Source organism: Collinsella sp. AF36-3AT (assembly GCF_003475205.1).
Lineage (GTDB): Bacteria > Actinomycetota > Coriobacteriia > Coriobacteriales > Coriobacteriaceae > Collinsella > Collinsella aerofaciens_AF.
Genome location: NZ_QROZ01000003.1, coordinates 183040 through 205007, shown reverse-complemented (window position 1 = coordinate 205007; position 21968 = coordinate 183040). Strand labels below are relative to the sequence as shown.

Genomic DNA, 21968 nt, shown 5'->3' with positions numbered 1-21968 from the left:
CAGACGCTTTCCATGGTACCCCAAAGGGGACCGAACATGCCAAGAGCAGCAACGTGGGACAAAATTATCAGCAGCTACTTCGGTGCATTCCCGCTGCGGTCGCGTTCGCTTTGCTCTACGCGCCATTCTTCCCAACCGCGGCCGGCAGGCTGCCAAAATGCACCGCGTTCTAAGCCTTCGGGCAAATAGCGCTGGTCGACCCAGCCTTCGGGATAATCGTGCGGATACTTATACACACCGTATTCATCGCTGCCCGGGCGATGGCGATCGCGTAGATAACTCGGCACCTCGCGAAGCCCACTAGAATGGATATCGGCCAGCGCCGCATCGATTGAAGCCTCACACGCGTTGGATTTAGGCGCCAAGCACACATAGAGTGCAGCCTGAGCAAGGTTAATGCGGCACTCGGGATAGCCAATGACCTCGGCAGACTTAAACGCGGCATGCGCCACCAAAAGCGCCTGCGGATCGGCGTTGCCAACATCCTCAGAAGCCTGAATCATAATACGGCGTGCAATAAACTTAGGATCCTCCCCTGCATCGATCATGCGCGCGAGCCAATAAATGGTGGCATCGGGGTCGCTGCCGCGCATGGACTTAATGAACGCACTGATAATGTCGTAGTGCATGTCACCGTTTTTGTCATACGAAAACCCACGGCGCGGATTGGCAATCTTTACGTCATCCACGGTGATGGGATAGCGCTCCCCCGCCGCCGGCGCTGGCGTCCCTTCGGTATCGGGACGCGTGACGGCAATCTCGCTCGCCAGCTCAAGTGTCGTCAGGGCCGAGCGTGCATCACCCGCAGCCAGCGTACAAATGGTCTTGACCGTATCCTCATCGGCCGAGAACTTGCCGCCCAAACCCTGCGGCGCCTCGAGCGCACGCTCAATAAGCGTGGCGATATCCTCGTCTTTGAGGTGCTCAAGCTCCACCACGCGACCACGCGAGAGCAATGCCGAGTTGACCTCAAAGTACGGGTTTTCCGTCGTGGCGCCAATCATAATGACGGTGCGGTTCTCGACCGCACGCAGCAGGGCATCTTGCTGCGACTTCGAAAAGCGATGGATCTCATCGATAAACAGAATGGTGCGGCGGTCGTAGGTGTTCAGACGGGTCTTAGCCTCATCGATTACGCGGCGCAGGTCCTTCACAGTGCCCGTCACGGCGCTGACCTCAACAAACTCGCTCTTGGTATGGTTGGCGATAATGTGGGCCAGCGTCGTCTTACCCGTACCGGCCGGCCCGTACAGAATCACGCTCGAAAGCACGTCGTGCTCGATCGCGGCACGCAACCATGAGCCCTTACCGACGGCCTTTTGCTGGCCCACATAATCGTCGAGCGAATTGGGGCGCATGCGCACCGCAAGCGGCGCATTCTGAAAGGAACGCTCGCGCGTCGAAGCAGAAAAAAGGTCGTCCATAGCCATCCCGTGCATCAATCAAAAACGTTTTCCACAAACAGTATACCGAATAAATACGAACTACCGTTCGTTAATATAGGTACGATGCGGAAACTTTAGACCCGGGAACAGCTTGCTCGTCAGCTCGCAGAAATAACCGTCCGTCATGCTTGCGATGTAATCGACGACGGCCTGATCCTTGTCGTCCTGCCAGGCATAGGTGCGATCGTAGTAGGAAAGCTGCTGCTCAATGCGCGAAACATGATGCTTAAAGATGTAAGAGAACTCGTCGCCTTTATTTAGATCCTGCAGGCAACGGTCGTAGAGCTTTTCGAAGGCCTCACGCAACTCTGCCTCAGAATCGCCTTCGATACCGCCCTTGCTATAGATCTTCTCGTAGTTCTCGCGCTTCGCCCGGCGGATCTCCTCAAACAGGTCCTCGCTCATCTCGATACGCGGTTTGCCGTAGCTATGCTCAACGATATCGATAGAAGCGTGCGTGAGGATCCAGCTGTTGTAAGCCCCGCCCAGGCCATCGTCAAAAGCGTCGGGTGACAACAGGCCCGCCGCGATGGCGTCTTGGCGATCGCGCCCAACGTAGGCGAGGATATCCGAGATACGCACCACACAGCCCTCGAGGGTCATGGGGCGCAGGTGCTCGATCGCGCCATAGCCCGTGGCAATGCAGTCCTCGACGGTACGGTCGAACTGGTCAAACGACGCCATGTCCGAGAGTTCAAAGACACGCTGCTCGTACTCGCCGTTATGGCACAGCACGCCGTCGAGCGTCTGGAGCGACACGTTGCGGCCGTACAGCGCGTCGAGCACGCGGACGGACTGCACGTTATGGAAAAAATAACGACCCGTACGCTCGTGATAGATATCGTTGAGGAAACGCTCGCCGGCATGGCCAAAGGGCGTGTGGCCCAAATCGTGGCCCAGGCCAATCGCCTCGATCAAATCGCAGTTGAGGCCCAGGGCACGGCCGATATCGCGGGCAATGCGCGAGACGAGCTGCACATGAAGGCCGCGCCGCGACAGGTCGTCGTTGCTGCGAAAGCTAAAGACCTGCGTTTTGCCTGCATAACGCGTGTACGCAGGAAGATGAAGAATCTTTTCGGTATCGCGCATAAACGCCGGACGCATAAGCGTGCCTTTGTCGGCGGCGCGATCAATACGACGAATGACCTGATCGTCGTTGCAACGATACGGGTTAACATAGCCCGAAGCACGATCGGTGGCAATGCGCTCGAAAAGTTCGGGCGACAACGCCGAGGGAATACGGTCCATGCGCGCCTTAATGACGGCCGATTCTTGATTAGTTGCCATGGCATGCTCCTTAAGAAGGATGCGCAATCGGTTACAAAGTGCAGCCCACAACCTCGATTATGGCAAAAATCGGCACCAAAAACGGGAGCAATGGCAAGGAACGCGATTTTGTGATGAGGCAGGAGAGGGCAAGGACCAGGAGCGCGGCGGCAAATGCCACGATGCCACCCAGAGGGTCGAGCGTGCAAAGCGCGAAAAGCGCCTTGGCATCCCCCATGCCGATGCCGGGGGCTTGGCGAACACGACGCCAGAGCGACTCAGTGAGCACAAGGGCAAGGTAGACGATGACCGCAAGACCGGCGTGGTCAAGCGCCGTGTTAACACCTCTGTCGAGCCAAACGCCTGCAAGCGCCGCCACCGCACACACGCCGGCAAGCTCATTGGGAAACCGCCGCTCACGGGCATCAATCACCGCGCCGGCAAAGATACAAATCCAAAACGGGATATAGACCATTAAAAACCTCCTTGGGCAGTCACTCAAAAGCAAAAACCACCACAAAGGTGCAGGCACCTTTGTGGTGGTTTTGGTGGTGGTTATTTGGCGCCTTGCATGACCTCGTCGAGGGTAACGTTGACGGCGTGTTGCGTCGGGACCCAGTCGACCTTCAGGAACAGCGCGGCAACCGTGATGGGGATATAGCTGAACATAAAGATCGGGAAGGTAAACAGGTTGGTCACCAGGCGCCACTTTTGAGCGCAATGAATGTGCTTGTACTCAAAGATGGTCGTGAGCAGCGCCAGGATAAAGAAGGTCTGGTACATCATCACGAACGTCATGATAAGCGAGGCGGCACAAGCCTGCATCTCGACCTCGGTAGCCAAGAAACCATGCGAAAGGCCACCCACGATCAGGAACGTCGCATTGGCGAGCATGGAGATCAGGGACAGCAGCATGCCCGGAGCGATGGTCATAAACATGTCATATGCGGCAAAGCGATGATAGCGGAACGTCGACTTGACCAGATGCTTGCCGTAGGTAAAAAAGACCTGGTAGAAGCCCTTGGTCCAGCGCATGCGCTGTTTCCAGGACGCCTTAAACGTCACCGGCTGCTCGTCAAAGAACTCCGCCGGCGCATAACCGATGCGGATGCCGTGAATGGCGCAGAACGTGGTGAACTGGATGTCCTCGGTCAGTGTATGGAACTGCCAGCCGTGCATGCCCTCGATAACACTGGCGGAGATAAGGTAGCCCGAGCCCGAGACGGCGCAGGACGTCTTGCAGATATTACGCGCGTTGTTGAGGAAGCGGGCCTCACGCAAATACCAGGTGGCGTTGGCAGAGGAAATCCACGAACTGCCGAAGTTCTTGGAGTTACGATAGCTCGTGACCACATGAAAGCCCTGGTCAAAGGCATCATTCATCTTGGAGACGTAATCGCGGGAGATAACATTGTCGGCATCGAAGATAAAGTAGCCCTCAAACGTGTCGGGATACTCGTTGAGAATGCGATCGAAACCAAAGTCCATGACCCAGCTCTTGCCCTTGCGGGCCAGGTCATTGCGCTCGTAAACAATGGCACCGGCCTCGCGCGCGAGCTGCGCCGTGTTGTCGGTGCAAGCATCGGCGACCACGAAGACCTCGATGAGCTCGGACGGATAGTCCTGATCCTTAATAGAGCGTACGAGATTGGCGATCACGGCCTCCTCGTTATGCGCCGCGATAAAGAAGGCATAGCGGTGGAGTTTTTTGGCCTTGGGAGGCGCGACCTCGCCACGAAGAGCGCCAATGACAAAGAAGACCACCTGGTACAGAAAGCAGACCGTGAGTAGCGTAACCACAATCTGATTAAAGATCACGATGGGCGTGTTAGTTTGTAAAAAGGCGAGCATGCAGGCTCCCGAGAACGCGTTACGTAAACAACCGTATATCTTACCGTAGGCTAACCGAGTTCAAGAAACCACCTAATACTGGTTAGGGTTCGAGCAGACCGAGCTGCGGAACGATTTCGTCGCCGGCGGCAGTGCGGCCGAGCGAGCGCGGGGCTAGGTCATCCAGAACGGCGGCGAGATCCCACGGCAGCTCATCGCGGCACTCAATGCGCTCCCCCGTCACGGGATGATCGAACGCCACACGCCAGGAATGGAGGAATTGCCTGGTCAAACCCTGGTCGGCACGCGCATCGCACTTACCGTAGAGCGGATCGCCCACGCAGGCGTGGTTGATATGGCGCATGTGCACGCGAATCTGATGCGTGCGACCCGTAAACAGGTGGCACTCGACGAGCGTATAGCCATCGTCAAAACGCGTGGAATCGAAGCGCTCGAGGACCCTAAAGGTCGTAATGGCCTGGCGCGCGAAAGGATCGTCCGAAACCGCCATCTTGACACGGTCGCGCGTAGAACGGGCAATGCCGGTGTTAATGGTGCCCTCGTCCATGGCAATGTGGCCGTGGACGAGCGTAATGTAGCGGCGGTCGAGCGTGCGCGTGCGGATGAGATTCTGAAGCGCGCGCTGGGTGTCGTCGTCTTTTGCCGCGAGCATAAGGCCCGAGGTGTCACGATCCAGGCGATGCACGATGCCGGGGCGGTCCTCGCCCTGCACGGTGCCCAGATGGTCAATGCCACAGTGATAGACCAAGGCGTTCGCAAGGGTGCCGCTCTCGTGGCCATGGGCGGGATGGCACACCAGACCGCGCTGCTTGGAGAGCACGATGAGGTAGTCGTCCTCGTAGCGGATATCGAGGGGAATGGCCTCGGGAATCACATCGGTGGGATCGTGCGGCTCGGGCAAATCGACCGAAATACGGTCGCCGGAGCGCACGGCATACTTTTTTGACAGGCATGTCTCGCCGTTGACGGCAACGGCACCGCCCTCGATCAGATGCGCGCAGGCAGAGCGCGTAGGGCAGCCGTCATTAGCGCCCAGATAGGCGTCAAGACGCTGACCAGCGGCATCGTCGGCAACAAGGATATGGATGTCGGCCATTAGCGCTCGCTCCTTTCGCGAATCTTGCGGGCACGCTCCCCACGCTGCTGGGCCTTGCGCTTAGCGCGGGCCTCGTCACGGGCGTTGAGTTCGGCGGTCGCGTCGACCTCACGGGCCGCAGGACTCAAGAACATGTAGCCGATGAGGGCAAGCACCACACCGACCGTAATGCCGACATCGGCCACATTGAAGACGGGGAAGTCGATGAAGGTGGTGGCAATAAAATCGGTCACAAAGCCAAAAGCCAGACGGTCGATCGCATTGCCAATGGCGCCGCCCACGACCATAGCCATGCCCACAACCTCAAAGCGAGCAAGCTGGGGCGCGCGAAGCAAGTACACCGCGATCGCAACGATAACGACAAACGCCAGCACGGCAAACGCGAGGCCATGTCCCTCGCCCAAGCTAAAGGCAGCACCGATGTTACGCACGAAAAGGAAGTCGATCACACCGGGGATAATAGTCACATGCAGAGCATCGCCGACGGCACGAACCGCAAGCTTGGTCAGCTGGTCAACAAGCAGCACGGCCAACGCCACGCTACCAGCAACACCCAACCGCCAACGCAAAGGCGGCGTCATATCCGCAGAACGACCCAAATCAATCCCCTACCCTCAAAAACATCGAATTACGTTTAACGCAAATCAATATCTTATATTGACCAGCAACGAAATAGCCGATGATTCGCTACCAACAGCGAAAACCCGCCAGAGCGAGCAAGGTGCCTTGAAGCAAGGCGGCATAGACCTTCTGGTCATGCCGCCGAAGCTGAAAGGCAGATTGCCGCTCTGGCGGGTTTGCAGCGTCGAGCCGTTACGCGGTTTGGTAAAACCGCGTAACTAGAGTGCGTTCGCGCACCTCTTACAGATATGAGCGTGGCCGTTGTACTCGCCGACGGTGGTGCGGTAGTTCCAGCAACGGTCGCAGCACTCGCCCTCGGCAGCCTCGATGGCAACGGAGAGCTCCTCGCCCTGGGTCAGCTCAACATCGGAGACGATGTAGAACTCGGCCAGGTCGACGGCCTTGTCGCCGGTCAGCAGCGCGTACATCTCGGCGGGAACGACCGCCTTGACGCGGACCTGCTGGCTCTTGGTGAAGGTGCCGGCGGAGCGGGCGTCCTCAAGGGCCTTGGTCACGGCGCTACGGAGCTCGAGTGAAGCCTCGAGCACGCCCTCAAACTCATTGGCCTCGTCGATCGTGATGGGCGACTTGTACCAATCGAGCAGCGCGGCGTACTTCTGATGATCGACGCAGCCGGCGGGCGCATAGGCCATGGCCTCGTCGACCGTGTAGGACAGGATCGGCTGCAGGTCGCGCATGAGCATCGAGAAGAGCTCGGCCAGCACGGTTTGGGCGCTGCGACGCTCGAGCGAGCCGGGCTTCTCGCAGTACAGACGGTCCTTCAGGGCGTCGAGGTACACGTTGGAAAGCTCAGTCACCACGAAGTCGTAGAGTGCACGGTAGGCACGCGGGAACTCGTAGCTGGCATAAGCATCGTCAACCTCGGCCTGGACCTGAGTCAGGCGGGCAACCATGAGCTTGTCGAGCGGCAGCAGGTCGGCAAAGGCGACGCCGTCGGTCTCGGGCTCAAACTGACCCTCGAGCTCGGAGAGCAGGAAGCGCAGCGTGTTGCGGAAACGACGGTAGGCATCGGACGTACGAGCGAGAATCTCGTGGTCGATGGAGACGTCGGAGCTGGTATCGACGGAGGCGACCCACAGACGGATGATGTCGGCACCCATCTCGTCGCAGACCTTGTTGGGGTCGATGACGTTGCCGAGTGACTTAGACATCTTACGGCCCTGGCCGTCGAGGGTGAAGCCCTGCGAGACGACCGCCTTGTACGGAGCGTGGCCGTTGGCGCCCACCGAGGTGAGCAGTGAGCTCTGGAACCAACCGCGGTGCTGGTCAGAGCCCTCGAGGTAGACGTCCGCCGGGTACTCCAGCTCGGGACGGTACTCGCAGACGGCCTTCCAAGACACGCCGGAGTCCCACCACACGTCAAGGATGTCCTTATCAGCCTTGAGGTGATGGCCACCGCACTTGGGGCAGACGCAGGCCTCGCCCAGATAGCTCTCAGGAGCGTCGGTGAACCAGGCGTCGGAGCCCTTCTCGTGGAAGAGCTTGATGACGGCGTCGAGCGTGGCGTCGTTCATGACCTTCTCGCCGCAGTCGGCGCAGGTGTAGCTGGGGATAGGCACACCCCAGTTGCGCTGACGGCTGATGCACCAGTCGGGACGCTGCTCGACCATGGCGCCAATGCGGTTGGCGGCGTGGGCCGGATACCACTTGACGTTCTGGCGGACCTCTTTGCCAGCCTGCTCGCGCAAGCCAGTCTTGTCCATCGAGACGAACCACTGGTCGGTAGCACGGAAGAGCACCGGGTGCTTGCAGCGCCAGCAGTGCGGATAGCTGTGCGTGATCTTCTTCTCAAGGACCAGGGTGCCGCGCTCGCGCAGGAACTCGATAATGTGCGGGTTGGCCTCATCGGTATCCATACCGCTGAAGGGGCCGCCGGTGCCAAACTCCTCGCCGGTGTAAAACTTGCCGTCGTCATCGACCGGCATGCAGATGTCGGTGATGCCCTCCTTGAGGCAGGCAAAGTAGTCGTCGACGCCGTGGCCGGGCGAGTTGTGGACGATACCGGTACCGTCATCGACACCGACGTAATCGGCCAGCAGCGCCACGCCCTCAACACCGTCAAAGATCGGCTGCTTGTAGTGGATGTGGTGGAAGGTCTCGGCGGGAACCACGTAGGGCTTGCCGTCGACCATAACCGGGGTGTACTCCCAGCCAAACTCCTCGCAGCACTTGGGAGCCAGGTCCTCGAGCATGACCTCGGCACGACCATCGTGCTCAACGGCGACATAGGCGGCGCCGGGCTTAAGGGAAACGGCCTGGTCGGAGGGAATGGTCCACGGCGTGGTCGTCCAGATGATAAAGTCGACCGGGCCATCGAAGCCCTCGAGGCCGGCGGGCTTGGAGGTCATCTCAAAGCGGACGAAAATGGAGGGGCTCGTCTCGTCGGAGTACTCGATCTCGGCCTCGGCCAGCGCGGTGTGGCAGTGCTTGCACCAGTGAACCGGCTTGTGGCCACGATAGATCATGCCCTTGTCGAACATGGCCTTAAAGACCTCGATGTCGGCAGCGTCATGCTGGTGATAGAGCGTAAGATAGGGGTTGTCCCAGTCGCCGAGCACGCCCAGACGACGGAAGCCGGCCTTCTGCAGCTCGATGTTCTCGACAGCGAACTTGTTGCAGAGCTCACGGATCTTAGCCGTGGGGGTCTGGTTGAACTTCTCGGTGCCGAGCTTCTCCTCGACCTTGTGCTCGATCGGCTGGCCGTGGCAGTCCCAACCGGGGACATAAGGGACCTCATAGCCCTGCATCATCCAGTAGCGGTTGATCATGTCCTTGGAGATCTTATTCATGGCGTGGCCGATGTGGATCGGACCGTTGGCGTACGGAGGGCCGTCGTGCAGCACGAACTTCTTGTGACCCTCGTTCTTCTTCAGAACCTGCTCGTAGACCTTGTTGTCCTGCCAGTCCTTGAGTCGCTTGGGCTCGGACTTGGAAAGACCGGCACGCATGGGAAAACCGGTCTTGGGCAGATTCATCGTCTGCTTGTACTCGTTTGCCACGGTACCCCTTTCATGTCGTGGGCGCGCACGCCCTCTGGGCACCACAAAAGCGCCCGTCCCTACAAGCTGGGACGAAGCGCCACAAACGGGCTGCACGCCCGCAAAAGCTCTTCGCTTAACCACCCAGCTTAGATGCCCTCACCCGCATTACAGCGCGCTCGCATCCGTTACTCGGCTGGCCTGTATCGACGACCATCTCGGCGATGTCTACTAAGACGTGCCTGTACGGCGCGTCCGTTGGGACCGCAGCTCCGGGGTGATTTTCATCGGTCGCATGCACGGGTTCTCAGCGCTCCCCGTTCTCTGTAGCACACGGACGGCCGACTACTCGTCCCCATCAACGCTTATGCGGAGTATGCTAGCACGTTCCGCACCGGCGAAAAACCCTCAACACTGGTTTTATACGTTCGAAATTTCTTGCGGCCGTGGACCTTCTCTTGGAGCAAAATACCTGTAAGCACTTTATCGAACGAAAGAAGGCTGCTATGCGCACGATTGGAATGAGCGACTACACCGTCGGCGAGGACTGCTTTGACGAGCTGCCCGGCGCGCTGGACGAGTACGGAGCGGCCAAGGTCGCGATTATCGGCGGTAAACGAGCACTGGCCGCGGCGCTTCCCAGTATCGAAGCGGCACTGGAGGGCACCGACATCGAGATTCTGGAGACACGCGTCTACGGCACCAACAGTACGCGCGCCAATATCGCCAAGGTCGTAAACTCCCCCGCCTGCCAGGAAGCCGACGTGCTCATTGCCTGCGGCGGCGGCAAGGCGCTCGATACCGTCAAGACGGCGGCCATCGAGCTCAAGAAGATCGTCTTTACGGTACCGACGATCTGCTCCAACTGCTCGGCCGCGACCGCCATTGCCGTTGTCTACAACGACGACGGCTCGCTCGAGGGCTATTCGTACCCCAACCGCCCCGCGCACATCTTCATCAACCCCAAGATCATCGCCGAGGCTCCGGCGGAGTACTTCTGGGCGGGCGTGGGCGATGCCCTGTCCAAGCAGCCCGAGGTCGAGTACGCCACGAGCGCCGGCAACCTGGAGCACACCGCAGGTCTTGGCCTGGCGCTCGCACACACCTGCTCCGAGCCGCTGTTTACCTATGGCGTGCAGGGTCTTGAGGACGTTCGCCAGAACCTGTCGACCGAAGCCGTCAAGCAGATCGCGCTCGATATCGTGGTCAACACGGGCTACGTCTCCAACCTGACCAACCAAAACGATTACTACTACAACTCGAGCGTGGCGCATGCATTCTACAACGCCACCTGCAGCATTCCGCGCGAGGGCACCTACCTGCATGGCGAGGTCGTGAGCCTGGGCGTGCTGGTGCTGTTTGCCTACACGGGCGATACCGAGAACCTTGAGCGCTACTCAGCCTTTAACAAGCAGATGGGACTGCCCGTGACGCTTGAGCAGGTCGGGCTTTCCGAGTCCGATATCCCCGCCCTGTGCGAGTACGCGCACACCACCAACGAGTGGAAGCAGGGAAACCCCGAGCCCTTCACCGACGAAAAGTTCGCCGCCGCCATCAAGGCTGCCAACACCTACGGCCACACGCTCCTCGCCTAACCTACCAAAACCACCACAAAGGGGACAGGCACCTTTCTGGTGGTTTTATATTGCTCCAGCATTCAGTTCGTACTCGGAACGGTAAACAGAAACGAACAGAGGCAGGGTATCATCGTGGTGATGGTATCCTGCCTTTTATTTTGCGGGATCAAGGTCGCTTTATGCGAACTTGATCGCCACTTATATGGCACATTGATGGCAATTGCTTCGTACGTGCATACCGGGAGCCTGTACACCTCTGGCAAGGCGTAACACACTAGACTTTGTTCCAAAGTCCGTGTGCCAAGGGGGCAGGCCCCTTAGAATTCCTGTGGAGTGTGTACGCACGTACGCAGGAAAACGGCAAAATTTCGCTATATCAGGGCGTTCTTTCATTGGAGAGTATGGTATACACGGCTTAGTTCAACAAATAAGAATTTATATATAAAGGAGAATATTGATGAAACTGTTTTTTTGTTCCCACTTTTCAAGTGTAGGAAGTCTGATAAAGGAAGAAATTGAAAATAAAAAAGTCGCATTTATTCCAACAGCCTCGCTGCGTGAAGGCTACACCGGTTATGTCGGCTCGGCTCGAAAATTATTCAAAAAGTTGGGAGCAATCGTAACTGAAATTGATATTTCAACGGAGGCTTATTCAACGATACAGTCTCTTTTTGAAGATGCAGATGTGATCTATTTTACCGGCGGAAATTCTTTTTTCCTTATAGACCAGCTCCGTAAAACGGGAACGGATGAGCTGTTGAAGAAAGAATTGGAAAAGGGAAAACTGATGATTGGTGAATCGGCAGGTGCGATTGTATGCGCTCCAAGCATCCAATATATCGAGCAAATGGATGAAAAGCCGGAGGACTACTCACAAGAAGATGATTCAGGGCTTAATTTGATTGATTTCTATGTTCTTCCGCATTTTCTTACAGCACCATTTAAGAAAGTTACCGAGAAAATAATGACTGAGTTTTCGGATTTGAATCTATGCCCAATTAACAACCGTCAGGGAATTGTAATTGATGATGAAGGTTCAAAGGTAATTTGCAAAGACTAATTTGAAAATTCCAGTTTGCTGTACTCGTTCCTAGCAGGGTTAGGGGCAGGCACGCCCCAACAAGAAGCTGTCCCAAAGGGGCAAGAATGGGGACTGCGGACGATTTCTTGGACCGTTACGCGGCCCTTCCCAGCGCGGAGCGGAACTCGGCCGGCGTGCGGCCACCGAGCGCATCGCTGCGCCTCTCCGTATTGTATCGACCGATCCAGCCCCCGAGCTCCTCGATGAAGCGGGCGGGGGTCCAGTCCGACCAGTCCCTGCCGTGCCAGAACTCCTTCTTGAGCAGGCCGAAGAAGCCCTCCATCGCCGCGTTGTCCGGGCTTCAGCCCTTGGCGGACTGAATTGGCTACACTGATGTGGACAGTTCCAGGAGGGGCGCAAGAGACGGGAAGGCCGTGTGCGCGTTCCTGCGCGAGGGCCGCGGGGAGGGGCTGCCTGGGTACGGCGCCTGTCAACTCGGTCTACGTCTTTGATGACCGGGTCGTACTCAATATCAACTTCACGGATGATGCCAAAACGGTCACCCGTGAGGAAGTGTTGGGTTCGAGTGCTATGGACAATGTTCCAGCATGCTGGGATCGAATTCGCTTGCCGGGATCACGCGGTAGCCGTGGCGCAGGAGCAGGTCAACGAAGACACCGTTACCCGTTGTGAGCGTGCCGCTGAAGGATCCGTCGTAGATATGGCCCACGCCGCACGACGGACTGCGATCCTGCAAAATGCACGCAACAATCTCGGACGGGCCGCCCGCCTGTTCGCACATATCGAGCGCACGTTGGGCACCCAGGCGAAACTCGCGATCGACCGAAATGCCCTCGCAGGTACGGACCTCGCCGTTCACAATCTCGGACGGCTTGCGCGGCGTGGGCAGGCCGCCAAAGACCTCAGGGCACACCAAGAGTACCTCGGTCCCCGTGCATTCGCACGCTTCGACCAGCTCGCGATGGTAGTTATCGAGCCCGTTATACTTGCAGCTCTCGCCCATCAAGCAGGCACTTACCACGATTTTCATATTCAACTCTCCCCACGCAAAACACCCCATTTGAGATGGACACTCAAATGGGGCGATAGACACTGCGCAACCAGTATTACTGCTGCTTTGGCATCAGCGGATTCTCGCGCGTGAGGAGATTCATGAACTCCTCGCCCGTGATCGTCTCCTTCTTGTACAGATAACGAGCCAGCTCATGGAGCTTAAACTTGTTCTCCTTGAGGATCTGCAGAGCGCGGTCGTGCGCATCCTCGATCAGCTTGGCGACGATCGCGTCCACGCGTTCGGCCGTACCGGGGGCGCAGGTGAGCGACGTATCCTGGTTGAGGTACGCATTCTGAACGGTACCAAGCGCCATCATGCCAAACTCATCGGACATGCCAAAGCGCGTCACCATGTTGCGGGCGAGCTTGGTGGCCTGCTCGATATCGTTGGCGGCACCGGTCGTCATCTCGCCAAAGATAAGCTCCTCGGCTGCACGGCCACCGCAATAGACAGCGAGCTTGTCCAGGACTTCCTGGCGCGTGGTCAGGAAGCGCTCATCCTCCTCGACCTGCATGGTGTAGCCCAGAGCACCGCTCGTACGCGGCACGATGGTGATCTTGGTAACCGGCGCAGAACCCTTCTGGCGGGCGGCAACGATGGCATGGCCGATCTCGTGATAGGACACGACCTGTTTCTCGTGGTCGGACAGAACCGTGGACTTACGCTGCTGGCCGGCGATGACGACCTCCACCGACTCCTCAAAGTCATCCTGAGTCGCGCGCTTGCGACCCTCGCGGACGGCACGCAGCGCGCCCTCGTTGATGATGTTGGCCAGGTCGGCGCCCGAGGCACCGGGCGTGGCGCGGGCAATCGCGGTCAGGTCGATCGGCGGCTCCGTCTTCACGCTCTTTGCATGCAGCTCGAGGATGTTCTTACGTCCGGTCAGGTCGGGCAGCTCAACGGGGATGCGACGGTCAAAACGACCGGGGCGCAGCAGGGCCGGGTCAAGGCTGTCGGGACGGTTGGTAGCAGCAAGAACGACGATACCCTTGTGGTTATCGAAGCCGTCCATCTCGGTCAACAGCTGGTTGAGCGTCTGTTCGCGCTCGTCGTTGCCACTAAAGCCGCCGCCATCGCGCTTCTTACCGATGGTATCGATCTCGTCGATAAACACGATGCACGGGGCCTTTTCCTTGGCCTGCTTAAACAGATCGCGAACCTTAGCGGCGCCGCGGCCAACGAACATCTCAACAAACTCAGAACCAGAAATACTAAAGAACGGCACGCCCGCCTCGCCGGCCACAGCCTTGGCGAGCAGGGTTTTACCGGTACCCGGAGGGCCGACAAGGAGAGCGCCGCGTGGCAGTTTGGCGCCGATCTCCTCGTAGCGCTGCGGCTTCTCCAGAAAGTCGACGACCTCCTTGAGGGACTCCTTGGCCTCTTCCTGGCCGGCGACATCCTTAAAGGTCACGCCCACGTCCTTGGAGGCGATCACGCGCGCGCCGGACTTGCCCAGTCCACCGCCGCCAAAACCACCGCCGCCAAAGTTCATCGACGGACCGTCATCACCCATGGCCTTCTTCATGCGGCGGTTGAGCCACCAGCCAATCAGGAAGAAAATCGCCATGGGAAGAATGAGGGTGAGCAGGTAGTAGGTCATCAAACCCGAGTTCTTGTCGGGAACGACCGATTCCAGGGACGCACCGGATTCAAGCACGCGATCGGTAAAACCCGCATCATTCGGCACACCGGTCGTCTTGTAGGCGATGTTCTCGTCCTCGCCCTTCTTGGTGTAATAAATCGTGTAATCGTCCGTGTTGTACTCGACCTTGTTGACGCTCTTCTTATCGAGCGCTTTGACAAACGTCGAGTAATCGGTCTTCGTAATCTGCTGCGTGTGACCGATGTTGGGGAACAGAACGGTCGAGAGCACGAGGTAGACGACGAAGGCGATGAGCACGTAGAGGATCATATTCCGTCTACGTTTGTTGTCATCCATCTCCATCTGCTTGAACTCCATCTACTGGGGTTGATAATGGTTTCTAGAATACCCAACCCGAGCGACGATAAACCGACGCCGGGCACGAAAGGACAGAGATGGCATCACTGGAAGTCGGCAAGGTTCAGATCTACACGGGCGACGGAAAGGGCAAAACCACGGCCGCCTTGGGGCTGGCTTTGCGTGCCACAGGTTATGGTCTCAACGTACTCATGCTGCAGTTTGCCAAGAAGCTGCACTGCGCCGAACACGATGCCGCGCCGCGCCTGGGACTGCGCATTGTGCAGGCCGATCGCGACACGCCCGAGGCTTGCGCCGCGCAGATCATGGAGCTCGCACGCGAGCAGATTAGCCAGGTAGACATGCTGATCTTGGATGAGCTGGGAGAAGCCATGCGCCGAGGCTTTGTGACGCGCGAAGATGTCGAAGCGTTGATCGCAATGAAACCGACCACCACAGAGCTCGTGCTCACCGGCCGCGGCTTGCTGCCACTGGCCGATCTCGCGGACCTAGTAACCGAAATGCGCCCCGTCAAACACTACTTCGACGAAGGCCTCCTAGCCCGCCAAGGCATCGAATACTAAATGATCCGAAGGGGACGGAGGAAAACGGATCATTTTGCCTTATCGCCAGGTCAATGATCCGTTTTCCTCCGTCCCCTACGGATCATTAGGCGGTGGCGCGGCCGAGCCAGTTGCCGCTGTGGTGGTAGATGGTAAACATCGTGGCCGTGATGAGCCAGGTTACGGGGTAAACCAGCAGCAGGTGCTCAAGCGACGGATCGAACGGCATAATCGCAAACACCCAGATCACCCTGAGCACGACGGTGCCAAAAATCGTGAGCATCATAGGCTGGAAGCTCACGCCAGCGCCGCGGATGGAGCCGGACGCGTTTTCGATAATCGAGAAGATCGCGTAGAACGGCGCGATGAAATGAAGAATCGTCGTGGTGTAGGCCGAAATCGAAGCATCGTCGACAAACAGACGCGACAACGGACCCGAGAACACCAGTAGCACGGCAGACAGGCCACCAATGAGCATAAACGACAGCACAAGCGACGTATGGTAGCCCTTGCGCATGCGCTCGTAGTTGCGCGCGCCAAAGTTCTGTGCCGAGAACGTGGTGATCGAAACGCCAAGCGCCTCGGTAACCATCCAGACAATGCCATCCAAACGGCCCGAAAGACCCCACGCCGTGGTGACATCGGCACCAAACGAGTTGACCGACACCTGAATCAAAACGTTGGAAATCGAATACGCAGCAGACTGAAAGCCAAGCGGCAGACCACACGAGATCATGCTCTTACAAATGCCAGGATCAATGCAGAGTTTGGACAGTGAAAGCCGCCACGCACCCGGAGCGTGCATCATACGAATCACGATCATCGTGGCGTTGGAGCAAATGGTCAGCGCCACCGCGATGCCGCAGCCCAGAGCCTCCATATGAAGCACGGCAACGAAGATGACATCCAGCACCGCATTAACAAGGCAGCCGGAAGCAATGATCACAGCAGGACCGCGTGTGTCGCCCACGGCGCGCAGCAGCGCCGTTCCCATATTGAGCAGCAGCGCCGCAACCATGGCGGCAAAATAGCAACGAGCATAGGCCACGCCCTCGGCCAATAGTTCATGCGGCGTGTTCATAAGTACCAGCATGGGCTCAACGAACACTATGCCAAGAATCGAGAAAACGATACCGCCCACCAGCGCGAGCGTCATGGCCGTATGGACCGAACGACTCAATCGCTCATCATCGTGCTGACCAAAATACTGACCGGTAATGACCGCGCAGCCAGCGCCAACGCCAACGCAAAAGCCAATGCAGAGCTCGGTGAGCACCATCGTGGCTTGAATGCCACCCAGCGCGAGCTTGCCGCCAAACTGGCCGACGATATACGTACCAATAAGCGTGTAAGCCTGCTGAAAAAACGAGCTAAAGAAGATAGGGACGCACAGCGACAGCAGCTGTTGCCAAATGACACCCTGCGTTACATCGATAGCCGTAGATTTCTTAGCCACACGCCCTCCCCACCAGCGTACGTCAAACAACAAAACGGCAATTTAAGACCAAAGCCAATACCAGCTTAGCACCGACCGACGTCGGCCGAAACGCCCCGAACCAGAGCCCGGTGCTAACTATCTGCCTAGTGATACAGCCCCGGCTGGTAGTGGTACTCGTTGCTCACATGCGGGCACAGCTGCCAAAAGGCAACAGCGCTTGCCGCGGCCACGTTGAGTGAATCGACCCCATGCGCCATCGGAATACGCACGGCGCGGTCGCAGCCTGCAATGGTCTTGGCGCCCAAGCCAGCACCCTCGGTGCCCATAAAGATTGCCAGGCGGTCAATCTCCTGGAGCGCGGGATCGTCCAGCGACACCGAATCATCCGTCAGCGCCATGGCGGCACACGAAAAGCCGGCATCGTGCAGCGCCGCCAGCCCATCATGCGGCCATACGCGCGCCTCGCTGCCAATGCGCGTCCAGGGCACCTGAAACACCGTGCCCATGCTCACGCGGGCCGAGCGACGGTACAGCGGATCGCAGCACGTAGGGCTCACCAAAATGCCATCGACGTTCAGCGCAGCCGCCGAGCGGAAAATCGCGCCGACGTTGGTGTGGTCGACAATGCCCTCGAGCACGCACACGCGCACCGGGCGCTCCCCCGCCGCATCGACGACGCCACCCAAGAACTCGGCTACCGGAATCTGACGTGGACGACGGAATGCCGCGAGCGCACCGCGCGTCACATTGAAGCCCGTCAGCTGCTCCATAAGCTCCATGGAGGCAACGAACACAGGAACCGGACCCGCGCCCTCGCGCACAATCAGGCGCTCAAACAGCGGCATCATCTGGTCGAGCCAGCGCTCGCCCAAAAGAAAGCTCACCGGCTGGTATCCGGCGCGCACCGCGCGCTCGATAACCTTGGCACTCTCGGCGATAAAGATGCCCCTTTGCGGCTCCAGCACGCAGCGCAACTCGCGCTCGGTCAGTCGCACGTAGGCATCGAGCCGCTCGTCCTCGAGCGAATCAATTCGCAGCACCTCAACGGCATCAGTCATAGCAGCCAGCCCGCACCCTTCTTACAGCAGCATCTATATCAAACGAGGCGACGCCAAGCGCCGCCCCTCAATCATTCCAACCCGATAATACCGTGGGCAAATAGGAGATTTACGCCTCAACGCGACGATACGTCACGAACTCATAATCGAGGCCTTCGTCACCCTCGCCCGCGGCAATCGTGGCAACCCCTTCGCGCCGCGCAACTTCCCACGCGGGATCGGCGTTCAAGTCGGGAAAGTACGTGTCCACGGGATGGACGCAGTGGTTATGCGTGACCTCGGCCTCCACGCAGTACGGCAAAAACTGCCGATAGACATCGCCGCCGCCGATCACCCAGGCAACGGGCTCATCGGCAACCGCGGCGAGCGCCTCGCCGATACTATGCACCACGTCGACACCTTCGGGCGAAAAATCCTCGTCGCGCGTGAGCACGATATTGCGACGATTCTTGAGCGGCCGTGCGCCGGGAAAACTCAGCAGGGTCTTGCGCCCCATAATAACCGGGCAACCTTTGGTGCACGCCACAAAATGACGCATGTCGGCACGGTTGGACACCACCATGTCGCCCTCGCACCCAATACCCCAGTCATCGCACACGGCGACAATGGCAGAAAGCTTACACGTCATGCACGTCACCTACACCGCAATGGGGATGTTCTTGACCTGCGGGCCGTGCTCATAGCCCTCGACAATCAGGTCGTCGGTCGTAAACGCATAGAAGTCATGCACATCGGGGTTAAGCGTTACCTTAGGCGCGGCAAACTGCGGACGCTCGATAAGCTCGCGGACGATATCGACATGACGGTCGTAAATGTGGGCATCGGCAATCACATGCAGCAACTCTCCGGGAATCATATCGACCGACTGCGCGACCATCATCAGCAAAATGGCGTACTGGCACACATTCCAGTTGTTCGCAGCCAAAATGTCCTGGCTGCGCTGGTTGAGAATCATGTTGAGCGTCGGTTTATCATCCTGCGGGCGCTGCGTCACGTTATACGTCACGCTGTAGGCGCACGGATACAGGTGCATCTCGGACAGGTCGCTAAACACGTAGGTATTCGTCATAATGCGGCGGCTGTACGGCGTGTTCTTAAGGTCGTACAGCACGCGATCCATCTGATCAAAGTCACCCTCGGCATAATGGCTCTTCTGCCCAATCTGATACCCGTAGGCCTTGCCGATGGAGCCAGTCTCGTCGGCCCACTCATCCCAAATATGGCTGTTGAGGTCATGCACGTTATTGGACTTCTTTTGATAGATCCACAGGATCTCATCCATGGCAGATTTGAGGGCCGTACGACGCAGGGTAAGCGCCGGAAACTCCTCACGCAGGTCGTAGCGTGCCGTGACGCCAAAGTTTTTAATGGTATAGGCAGGGGTGCCGTCCTCCCACACCGGGCGGACCTTTTGGCCCTCGGTGGTGGTGCCATGGTCCAGAATATCGCGGCACATGGCTACAAACTGTTGATCAGCCTTGCTCATTGACCCTCCTGTCAGTCGCCTATAAGCGAGATTCATTGTAGCCCAGGCGCAAGCGGCCCCACAGCCCTAACATAAGCCCTCATTTTCTGACATATGCCAGAAATTCCTTGCGTAAATCCGCACGGTCGTTATTCTATTGTTGACATATGTCAGATATGGAGAGTGTATGGCAGGAAGACGTGAAAAATTGCGCCGCATCGGGATCATCCCCGAATATCGCGGTTTTACCCCCGATGGCCTTGCCAGCGGAGAGGCCATCGACATGACGGTCGACGAACTCGAGGTCCTGCGGCTATGCGACCTGGAAGGCCTCAATCAGGAGGCCGTCGCAAAGCACATGGGCATCGCGCGCGCCACGGTGGCGGCAATTTGCAGCCGAGCGCATCGCAAGGTGGCAAATGCGCTGGTCAATGGTCGGGCGCTCATCATCGAGGGCGGCAATATCGCGTACTCCCCCATCACCACAACGACGGCCGTATGGCCAGCAAAGGAGATCGGCACCATGAGAGTGGCAACCACGTATGACAACGGCAACATCTTTATGCACTTTGGCCGCAGCGAGCAGTTCAAGATCTACGACATTCAGGACGGCAAGGTGCTCAGCGAGCAGGTCGTGGGCACCGGCGGCACCGGCCACGGTGCCCTTGCGGGCCTGCTCGCCAACGGCGGCGTGGACACGCTCATCTGCGGCGGCATCGGCGGTGGCGCTATCAACGCGCTTGCCCAAGCCGGCATCACGGTATACGCGGGTGCCCAAGGCAGCTGCGACGCTTGCGTCGAGGCCCTTATCGCCGGCACGCTCGCACAGAACGGCGAGGCCACGTGCGGCTGCCACGGCCACGACCACGAGCACACTCACGAGCATGGCGATTCCTGCGGCTGCCACGGCCATCACGAGCACGAGGGCGACGAGGGCTGCGGCTGCCACTAACGGCACGGCACCGCGAGCTCGGGGCGCGACGCCAAACGCAACCCAACAAACAAAGCCAACAGCAAAGGCCACCCGGTAGCTTCCGAGCGGCCTTTGCCATATCAAGCTGGAATTACAGCTCTATTTCTTATTGCGCATCTGCGCTTCCATCTGGCGCAGCAGGTCCATATCGGACTTAGGACCACCTGTTCCCAGGCCGCCCATGCCGCCCAAGCCCATGGCATCCAGACCGGGAATATTGGGCATGCGCATCTTTTTGCCCTTCTTACCCTTTTTGCCCTTTTTGCCGCCGGCCTGTGCCTGATTGGCCATCGTGCGCATGCGGCCCATCATCTTATTCATCTCGCCCCACTGCTTCATAAGGCCGTTGACCTCGGTGGGGGTTACGCCGGCTCCCTTGGCAATGCGGGCGCGGCGCTGGCCGTTGATGATGGAGGGGCGCAGGCGTTCCTCCTTGGTCATCGACATAATGATGGCCTCGTTCTTGTCGAAGATGCCCTCGTCCAGGTTGCCGCCCATCTGGTTGAGCACGCGCTGGCCACCGGGGAGCATGCCGAGAATGCCCTTCATGCCGCCCATCTTCTTAACGGCTTTCATCTGGTCGAGCATGTCGTTCATGGTAAAGCCCTCGCGCAGCATGCGCTCGGCGGCCTCGAGCTGCTCGGCATCGGCGGCCTCCTGGGCCTTCTCGATGATGCCGACGACGTCGCCCATGCCCAAGATTCGCTTGGCCATACGGTCGGGGTAGAACGGCTCCAGCGAATCGGGCTTCTCGCCCATGCTCACGAACTTGATGGGCTTGCCGGTCACCTGGCGCACGGAAAGCGCGCCGCCACCACGGGCATCGCCGTCGAGCTTGGAGATGATCACGCCGTCAAAGTCGGTGCGCTCGGCGAAGGTCGAGACGACGTTGACGATATCCTGGCCGGTCATGGCATCGACGACCATCAGCACCTGATCGGGCTTGACGGCCTTCTTGATGTCCACGGCTTCCTGCATCATCTGCTCGTCGATCTGCAAACGACCGGCGGTATCGACGATGACCACGTCACGCAGGTGGTCGACGGCCTCCTGAATAGCGCCCTTGGCGATGTCGACCGGGTGTGCACCGTCGCCACGGAAGACCGGCACGCCGATCTCTCCGCCAAGCGTGGCTAGCTGGTCGGCTGCGGCGGGACGGTAGACGTCGCACGCGGCGAGCAGCGGCGAGCGGCCCTGCTTCTTGAGCAGGTAGGCCAGCTTTACGGCCGCCGTGGTCTTACCGGAGCCCTGCAGGCCCACGAGCATGATGACGTTGGGGATACGGTTGCTAAAGACGAGCTTGCTCTCGGTGGAGCCGAGCATCTCGGTGAGCTCGTCGAGCACGATCTTGACGACGTTTTGCGCCGGCGACAGCGACTCCATGACCTCGGCGGTCATGCAGCGCTCCTTGGTCTTGGCAACGAACTCCTTGACGACCTTAAAGTTAACGTCGGCCTCGAGCAGCGCCATGCGAATGTCGCGCATGGCCGAAGTAATATCGGCCTCGGTCAGCTTACCCTTGCCGCGCAGGCGGTCAAATGTGTCGTTGAGGCGATCGCTCAGAGAATCAAACACTAGTCA

The 21968-nt window shown here is 58.7% G+C and carries 19 protein-coding genes; 4 read left to right on the top strand and 15 right to left on the bottom strand.

Annotated features, from left to right (window positions below; all coding sequences use genetic code 11):
• Positions 1-74 precede the first annotated feature (74 nt).
• The 7 genes from DW003_RS04710 to ileS all read right to left on the bottom strand — a co-directional run bounded on the left by DW003_RS04710 (position 75) and on the right by ileS (position 9299).
• Positions 75-1424, bottom strand: coding sequence for a replication-associated recombination protein A (locus DW003_RS04710; RefSeq protein WP_187361896.1), 1350 nt, complete (start codon positions 1422-1424; stop codon positions 75-77).
• Positions 1425-1484: 60 nt separating this feature from the next.
• Complete coding sequence (locus DW003_RS04705) at positions 1485-2732, bottom strand: deoxyguanosinetriphosphate triphosphohydrolase family protein (RefSeq protein WP_118387824.1); 1248 nt, start codon at positions 2730-2732, stop codon at positions 1485-1487.
• Positions 2733-2763: 31 nt separating this feature from the next.
• Positions 2764-3186 carry a prepilin peptidase gene (locus tag DW003_RS04700; RefSeq protein ID WP_118387822.1) on the bottom strand — a complete coding sequence of 141 codons (423 nt, stop codon included), beginning with the start codon at positions 3184-3186 and terminating at the stop codon, positions 2764-2766.
• An 80-nt stretch (positions 3187-3266) separates the two neighbouring features.
• Positions 3267-4562 (bottom strand): glycosyltransferase family 2 protein, encoded by a 1296-nt coding sequence (locus DW003_RS04695; RefSeq protein WP_117635141.1) that lies wholly within the window; start codon positions 4560-4562, stop codon positions 3267-3269.
• Positions 4563-4644: 82 nt separating this feature from the next.
• Complete coding sequence (locus DW003_RS04690) at positions 4645-5658, bottom strand: RluA family pseudouridine synthase (protein ID WP_118334429.1); 1014 nt, start codon at positions 5656-5658, stop codon at positions 4645-4647.
• Positions 5658-6257 (bottom strand): signal peptidase II, encoded by a 600-nt coding sequence (gene lspA / locus DW003_RS04685; RefSeq protein ID WP_233540646.1) that lies wholly within the window; start codon positions 6255-6257, stop codon positions 5658-5660. Before lspA ends, DW003_RS04690 begins: the two co-directional genes overlap by 1 nt.
• A gap of 240 nt (positions 6258-6497) precedes the next feature.
• Positions 6498-9299: an isoleucine--tRNA ligase gene (gene ileS, locus DW003_RS04680; protein WP_117786777.1), complete on the bottom strand. Its 2802-nt coding sequence runs from the start codon at positions 9297-9299 to the stop codon at positions 6498-6500.
• Positions 9300-9784: 485 nt separating this feature from the next.
• Here ileS and DW003_RS04675 point away from each other — a divergent pair, with 485 nt between their 5' ends.
• Positions 9785-10873 (top strand): iron-containing alcohol dehydrogenase family protein, encoded by a 1089-nt coding sequence (locus tag DW003_RS04675; protein WP_118387820.1) that lies wholly within the window; start codon positions 9785-9787, stop codon positions 10871-10873.
• Positions 10874-11312: 439 nt separating this feature from the next.
• Positions 11313-11915: a Type 1 glutamine amidotransferase-like domain-containing protein gene (locus tag DW003_RS04670; RefSeq protein WP_118387818.1), complete on the top strand. Its 603-nt coding sequence runs from the start codon at positions 11313-11315 to the stop codon at positions 11913-11915.
• Between the two features lie 115 nt (positions 11916-12030).
• On the opposite strand, the gene DW003_RS04665 is transcribed toward DW003_RS04670, so the two are convergent.
• The 3 genes from DW003_RS04665 to ftsH form a co-directional block, all read right to left on the bottom strand.
• Positions 12031-12219 (bottom strand): IS3 family transposase, encoded by a 189-nt coding sequence (locus DW003_RS04665; RefSeq protein WP_099431656.1) that lies wholly within the window; start codon positions 12217-12219, stop codon positions 12031-12033.
• Between the two features lie 246 nt (positions 12220-12465).
• A complete protein-coding gene (locus tag DW003_RS04655) occupies positions 12466-12927 on the bottom strand; it encodes a DUF523 domain-containing protein (RefSeq protein WP_117776284.1) in 462 nt (153 codons plus the stop codon).
• Positions 12928-13003: 76 nt separating this feature from the next.
• Entirely contained in the window at positions 13004-14896 is a 1893-nt protein-coding gene (gene ftsH, locus DW003_RS04650; RefSeq protein ID WP_187361833.1) for an ATP-dependent zinc metalloprotease FtsH, read from the bottom strand.
• A gap of 92 nt (positions 14897-14988) precedes the next feature.
• Between ftsH and DW003_RS04645 the strand changes: the two genes are divergently transcribed.
• Positions 14989-15474: a cob(I)yrinic acid a,c-diamide adenosyltransferase gene (locus DW003_RS04645; RefSeq protein ID WP_118334763.1), complete on the top strand. Its 486-nt coding sequence runs from the start codon at positions 14989-14991 to the stop codon at positions 15472-15474.
• An 85-nt stretch (positions 15475-15559) separates the two neighbouring features.
• Here DW003_RS04645 and DW003_RS04640 read toward each other — a convergent pair whose 3' ends face one another.
• The 4 genes from DW003_RS04640 to thyA form a co-directional block, all read right to left on the bottom strand.
• Positions 15560-16909, bottom strand: a complete 1350-nt coding sequence (locus tag DW003_RS04640) for an MATE family efflux transporter (protein ID WP_117564142.1) — start codon at positions 16907-16909, stop codon at positions 15560-15562.
• Positions 16910-17034: 125 nt separating this feature from the next.
• Entirely contained in the window at positions 17035-17949 is a 915-nt protein-coding gene (locus tag DW003_RS04635; RefSeq protein ID WP_118387816.1) for an RNA methyltransferase, read from the bottom strand.
• A 109-nt stretch (positions 17950-18058) separates the two neighbouring features.
• A complete protein-coding gene (locus tag DW003_RS04630) occupies positions 18059-18577 on the bottom strand; it encodes a dihydrofolate reductase (protein ID WP_118387814.1) in 519 nt (172 codons plus the stop codon).
• A gap of 9 nt (positions 18578-18586) precedes the next feature.
• The gene (thyA, locus tag DW003_RS04625; protein WP_089571709.1) at positions 18587-19435 is read right to left on the bottom strand and encodes a thymidylate synthase; all 849 of its coding nucleotides are present in this window, start codon (positions 19433-19435) and stop codon (positions 18587-18589) included.
• Positions 19436-19601: 166 nt separating this feature from the next.
• On the opposite strand from thyA, the gene DW003_RS04620 reads away from it, so the two are divergent.
• Positions 19602-20366, top strand: coding sequence for a DUF134 domain-containing protein (locus DW003_RS04620; protein WP_118387812.1), 765 nt, complete (start codon positions 19602-19604; stop codon positions 20364-20366).
• A gap of 120 nt (positions 20367-20486) precedes the next feature.
• Here the strand turns inward: DW003_RS04620 and ffh are convergent, their stop codons facing one another.
• On the bottom strand, positions 20487-21962 hold the full coding sequence (ffh, locus tag DW003_RS04615) for a signal recognition particle protein (protein WP_118387810.1): 1476 nt from the start codon (positions 21960-21962) through the stop codon (positions 20487-20489).
• Positions 21963-21968 lie beyond the last annotated feature (6 nt).

What these genes read in the sequence shown, in the direction of transcription:
- DW003_RS04695 (WP_117635141.1), bottom strand. Translation starts at nt 4,562, where the DNA reads ATGCTCGCCTTTTTACAAACTAACACGCCCATCGTGATCTTTAATCAG.
- DW003_RS04700 (WP_118387822.1), bottom strand. Translation starts at nt 3,186, where the DNA reads ATGGTCTATATCCCGTTTTGGATTTGTATCTTTGCCGGCGCGGTGATT.
- DW003_RS04670 (WP_118387818.1), top strand. Translation starts at nt 11,313, where the DNA reads ATGAAACTGTTTTTTTGTTCCCACTTTTCAAGTGTAGGAAGTCTGATA.
- DW003_RS04665 (WP_099431656.1), bottom strand. Translation starts at nt 12,219, where the DNA reads ATGGAGGGCTTCTTCGGCCTGCTCAAGAAGGAGTTCTGGCACGGCAGG.
- DW003_RS04635 (WP_118387816.1), bottom strand. Translation starts at nt 17,949, where the DNA reads ATGACTGATGCCGTTGAGGTGCTGCGAATTGATTCGCTCGAGGACGAG.
- DW003_RS04675 (WP_118387820.1), top strand. Translation starts at nt 9,785, where the DNA reads ATGCGCACGATTGGAATGAGCGACTACACCGTCGGCGAGGACTGCTTT.
- DW003_RS04620 (WP_118387812.1), top strand. Translation starts at nt 19,602, where the DNA reads ATGGCAGGAAGACGTGAAAAATTGCGCCGCATCGGGATCATCCCCGAA.
- DW003_RS04690 (WP_118334429.1), bottom strand. Translation starts at nt 5,658, where the DNA reads ATGGCCGACATCCATATCCTTGTTGCCGACGATGCCGCTGGTCAGCGT.
- DW003_RS04710 (WP_187361896.1), bottom strand. Translation starts at nt 1,424, where the DNA reads ATGGACGACCTTTTTTCTGCTTCGACGCGCGAGCGTTCCTTTCAGAAT.
- thyA (WP_089571709.1), bottom strand. Translation starts at nt 19,435, where the DNA reads ATGAGCAAGGCTGATCAACAGTTTGTAGCCATGTGCCGCGATATTCTG.
- DW003_RS04655 (WP_117776284.1), bottom strand. Translation starts at nt 12,927, where the DNA reads ATGAAAATCGTGGTAAGTGCCTGCTTGATGGGCGAGAGCTGCAAGTAT.
- DW003_RS04705 (WP_118387824.1), bottom strand. Translation starts at nt 2,732, where the DNA reads ATGGCAACTAATCAAGAATCGGCCGTCATTAAGGCGCGCATGGACCGT.
- ftsH (WP_187361833.1), bottom strand. Translation starts at nt 14,896, where the DNA reads ATGGAGATGGATGACAACAAACGTAGACGGAATATGATCCTCTACGTG.
- DW003_RS04645 (WP_118334763.1), top strand. Translation starts at nt 14,989, where the DNA reads ATGGCATCACTGGAAGTCGGCAAGGTTCAGATCTACACGGGCGACGGA.
- DW003_RS04630 (WP_118387814.1), bottom strand. Translation starts at nt 18,577, where the DNA reads ATGACGTGTAAGCTTTCTGCCATTGTCGCCGTGTGCGATGACTGGGGT.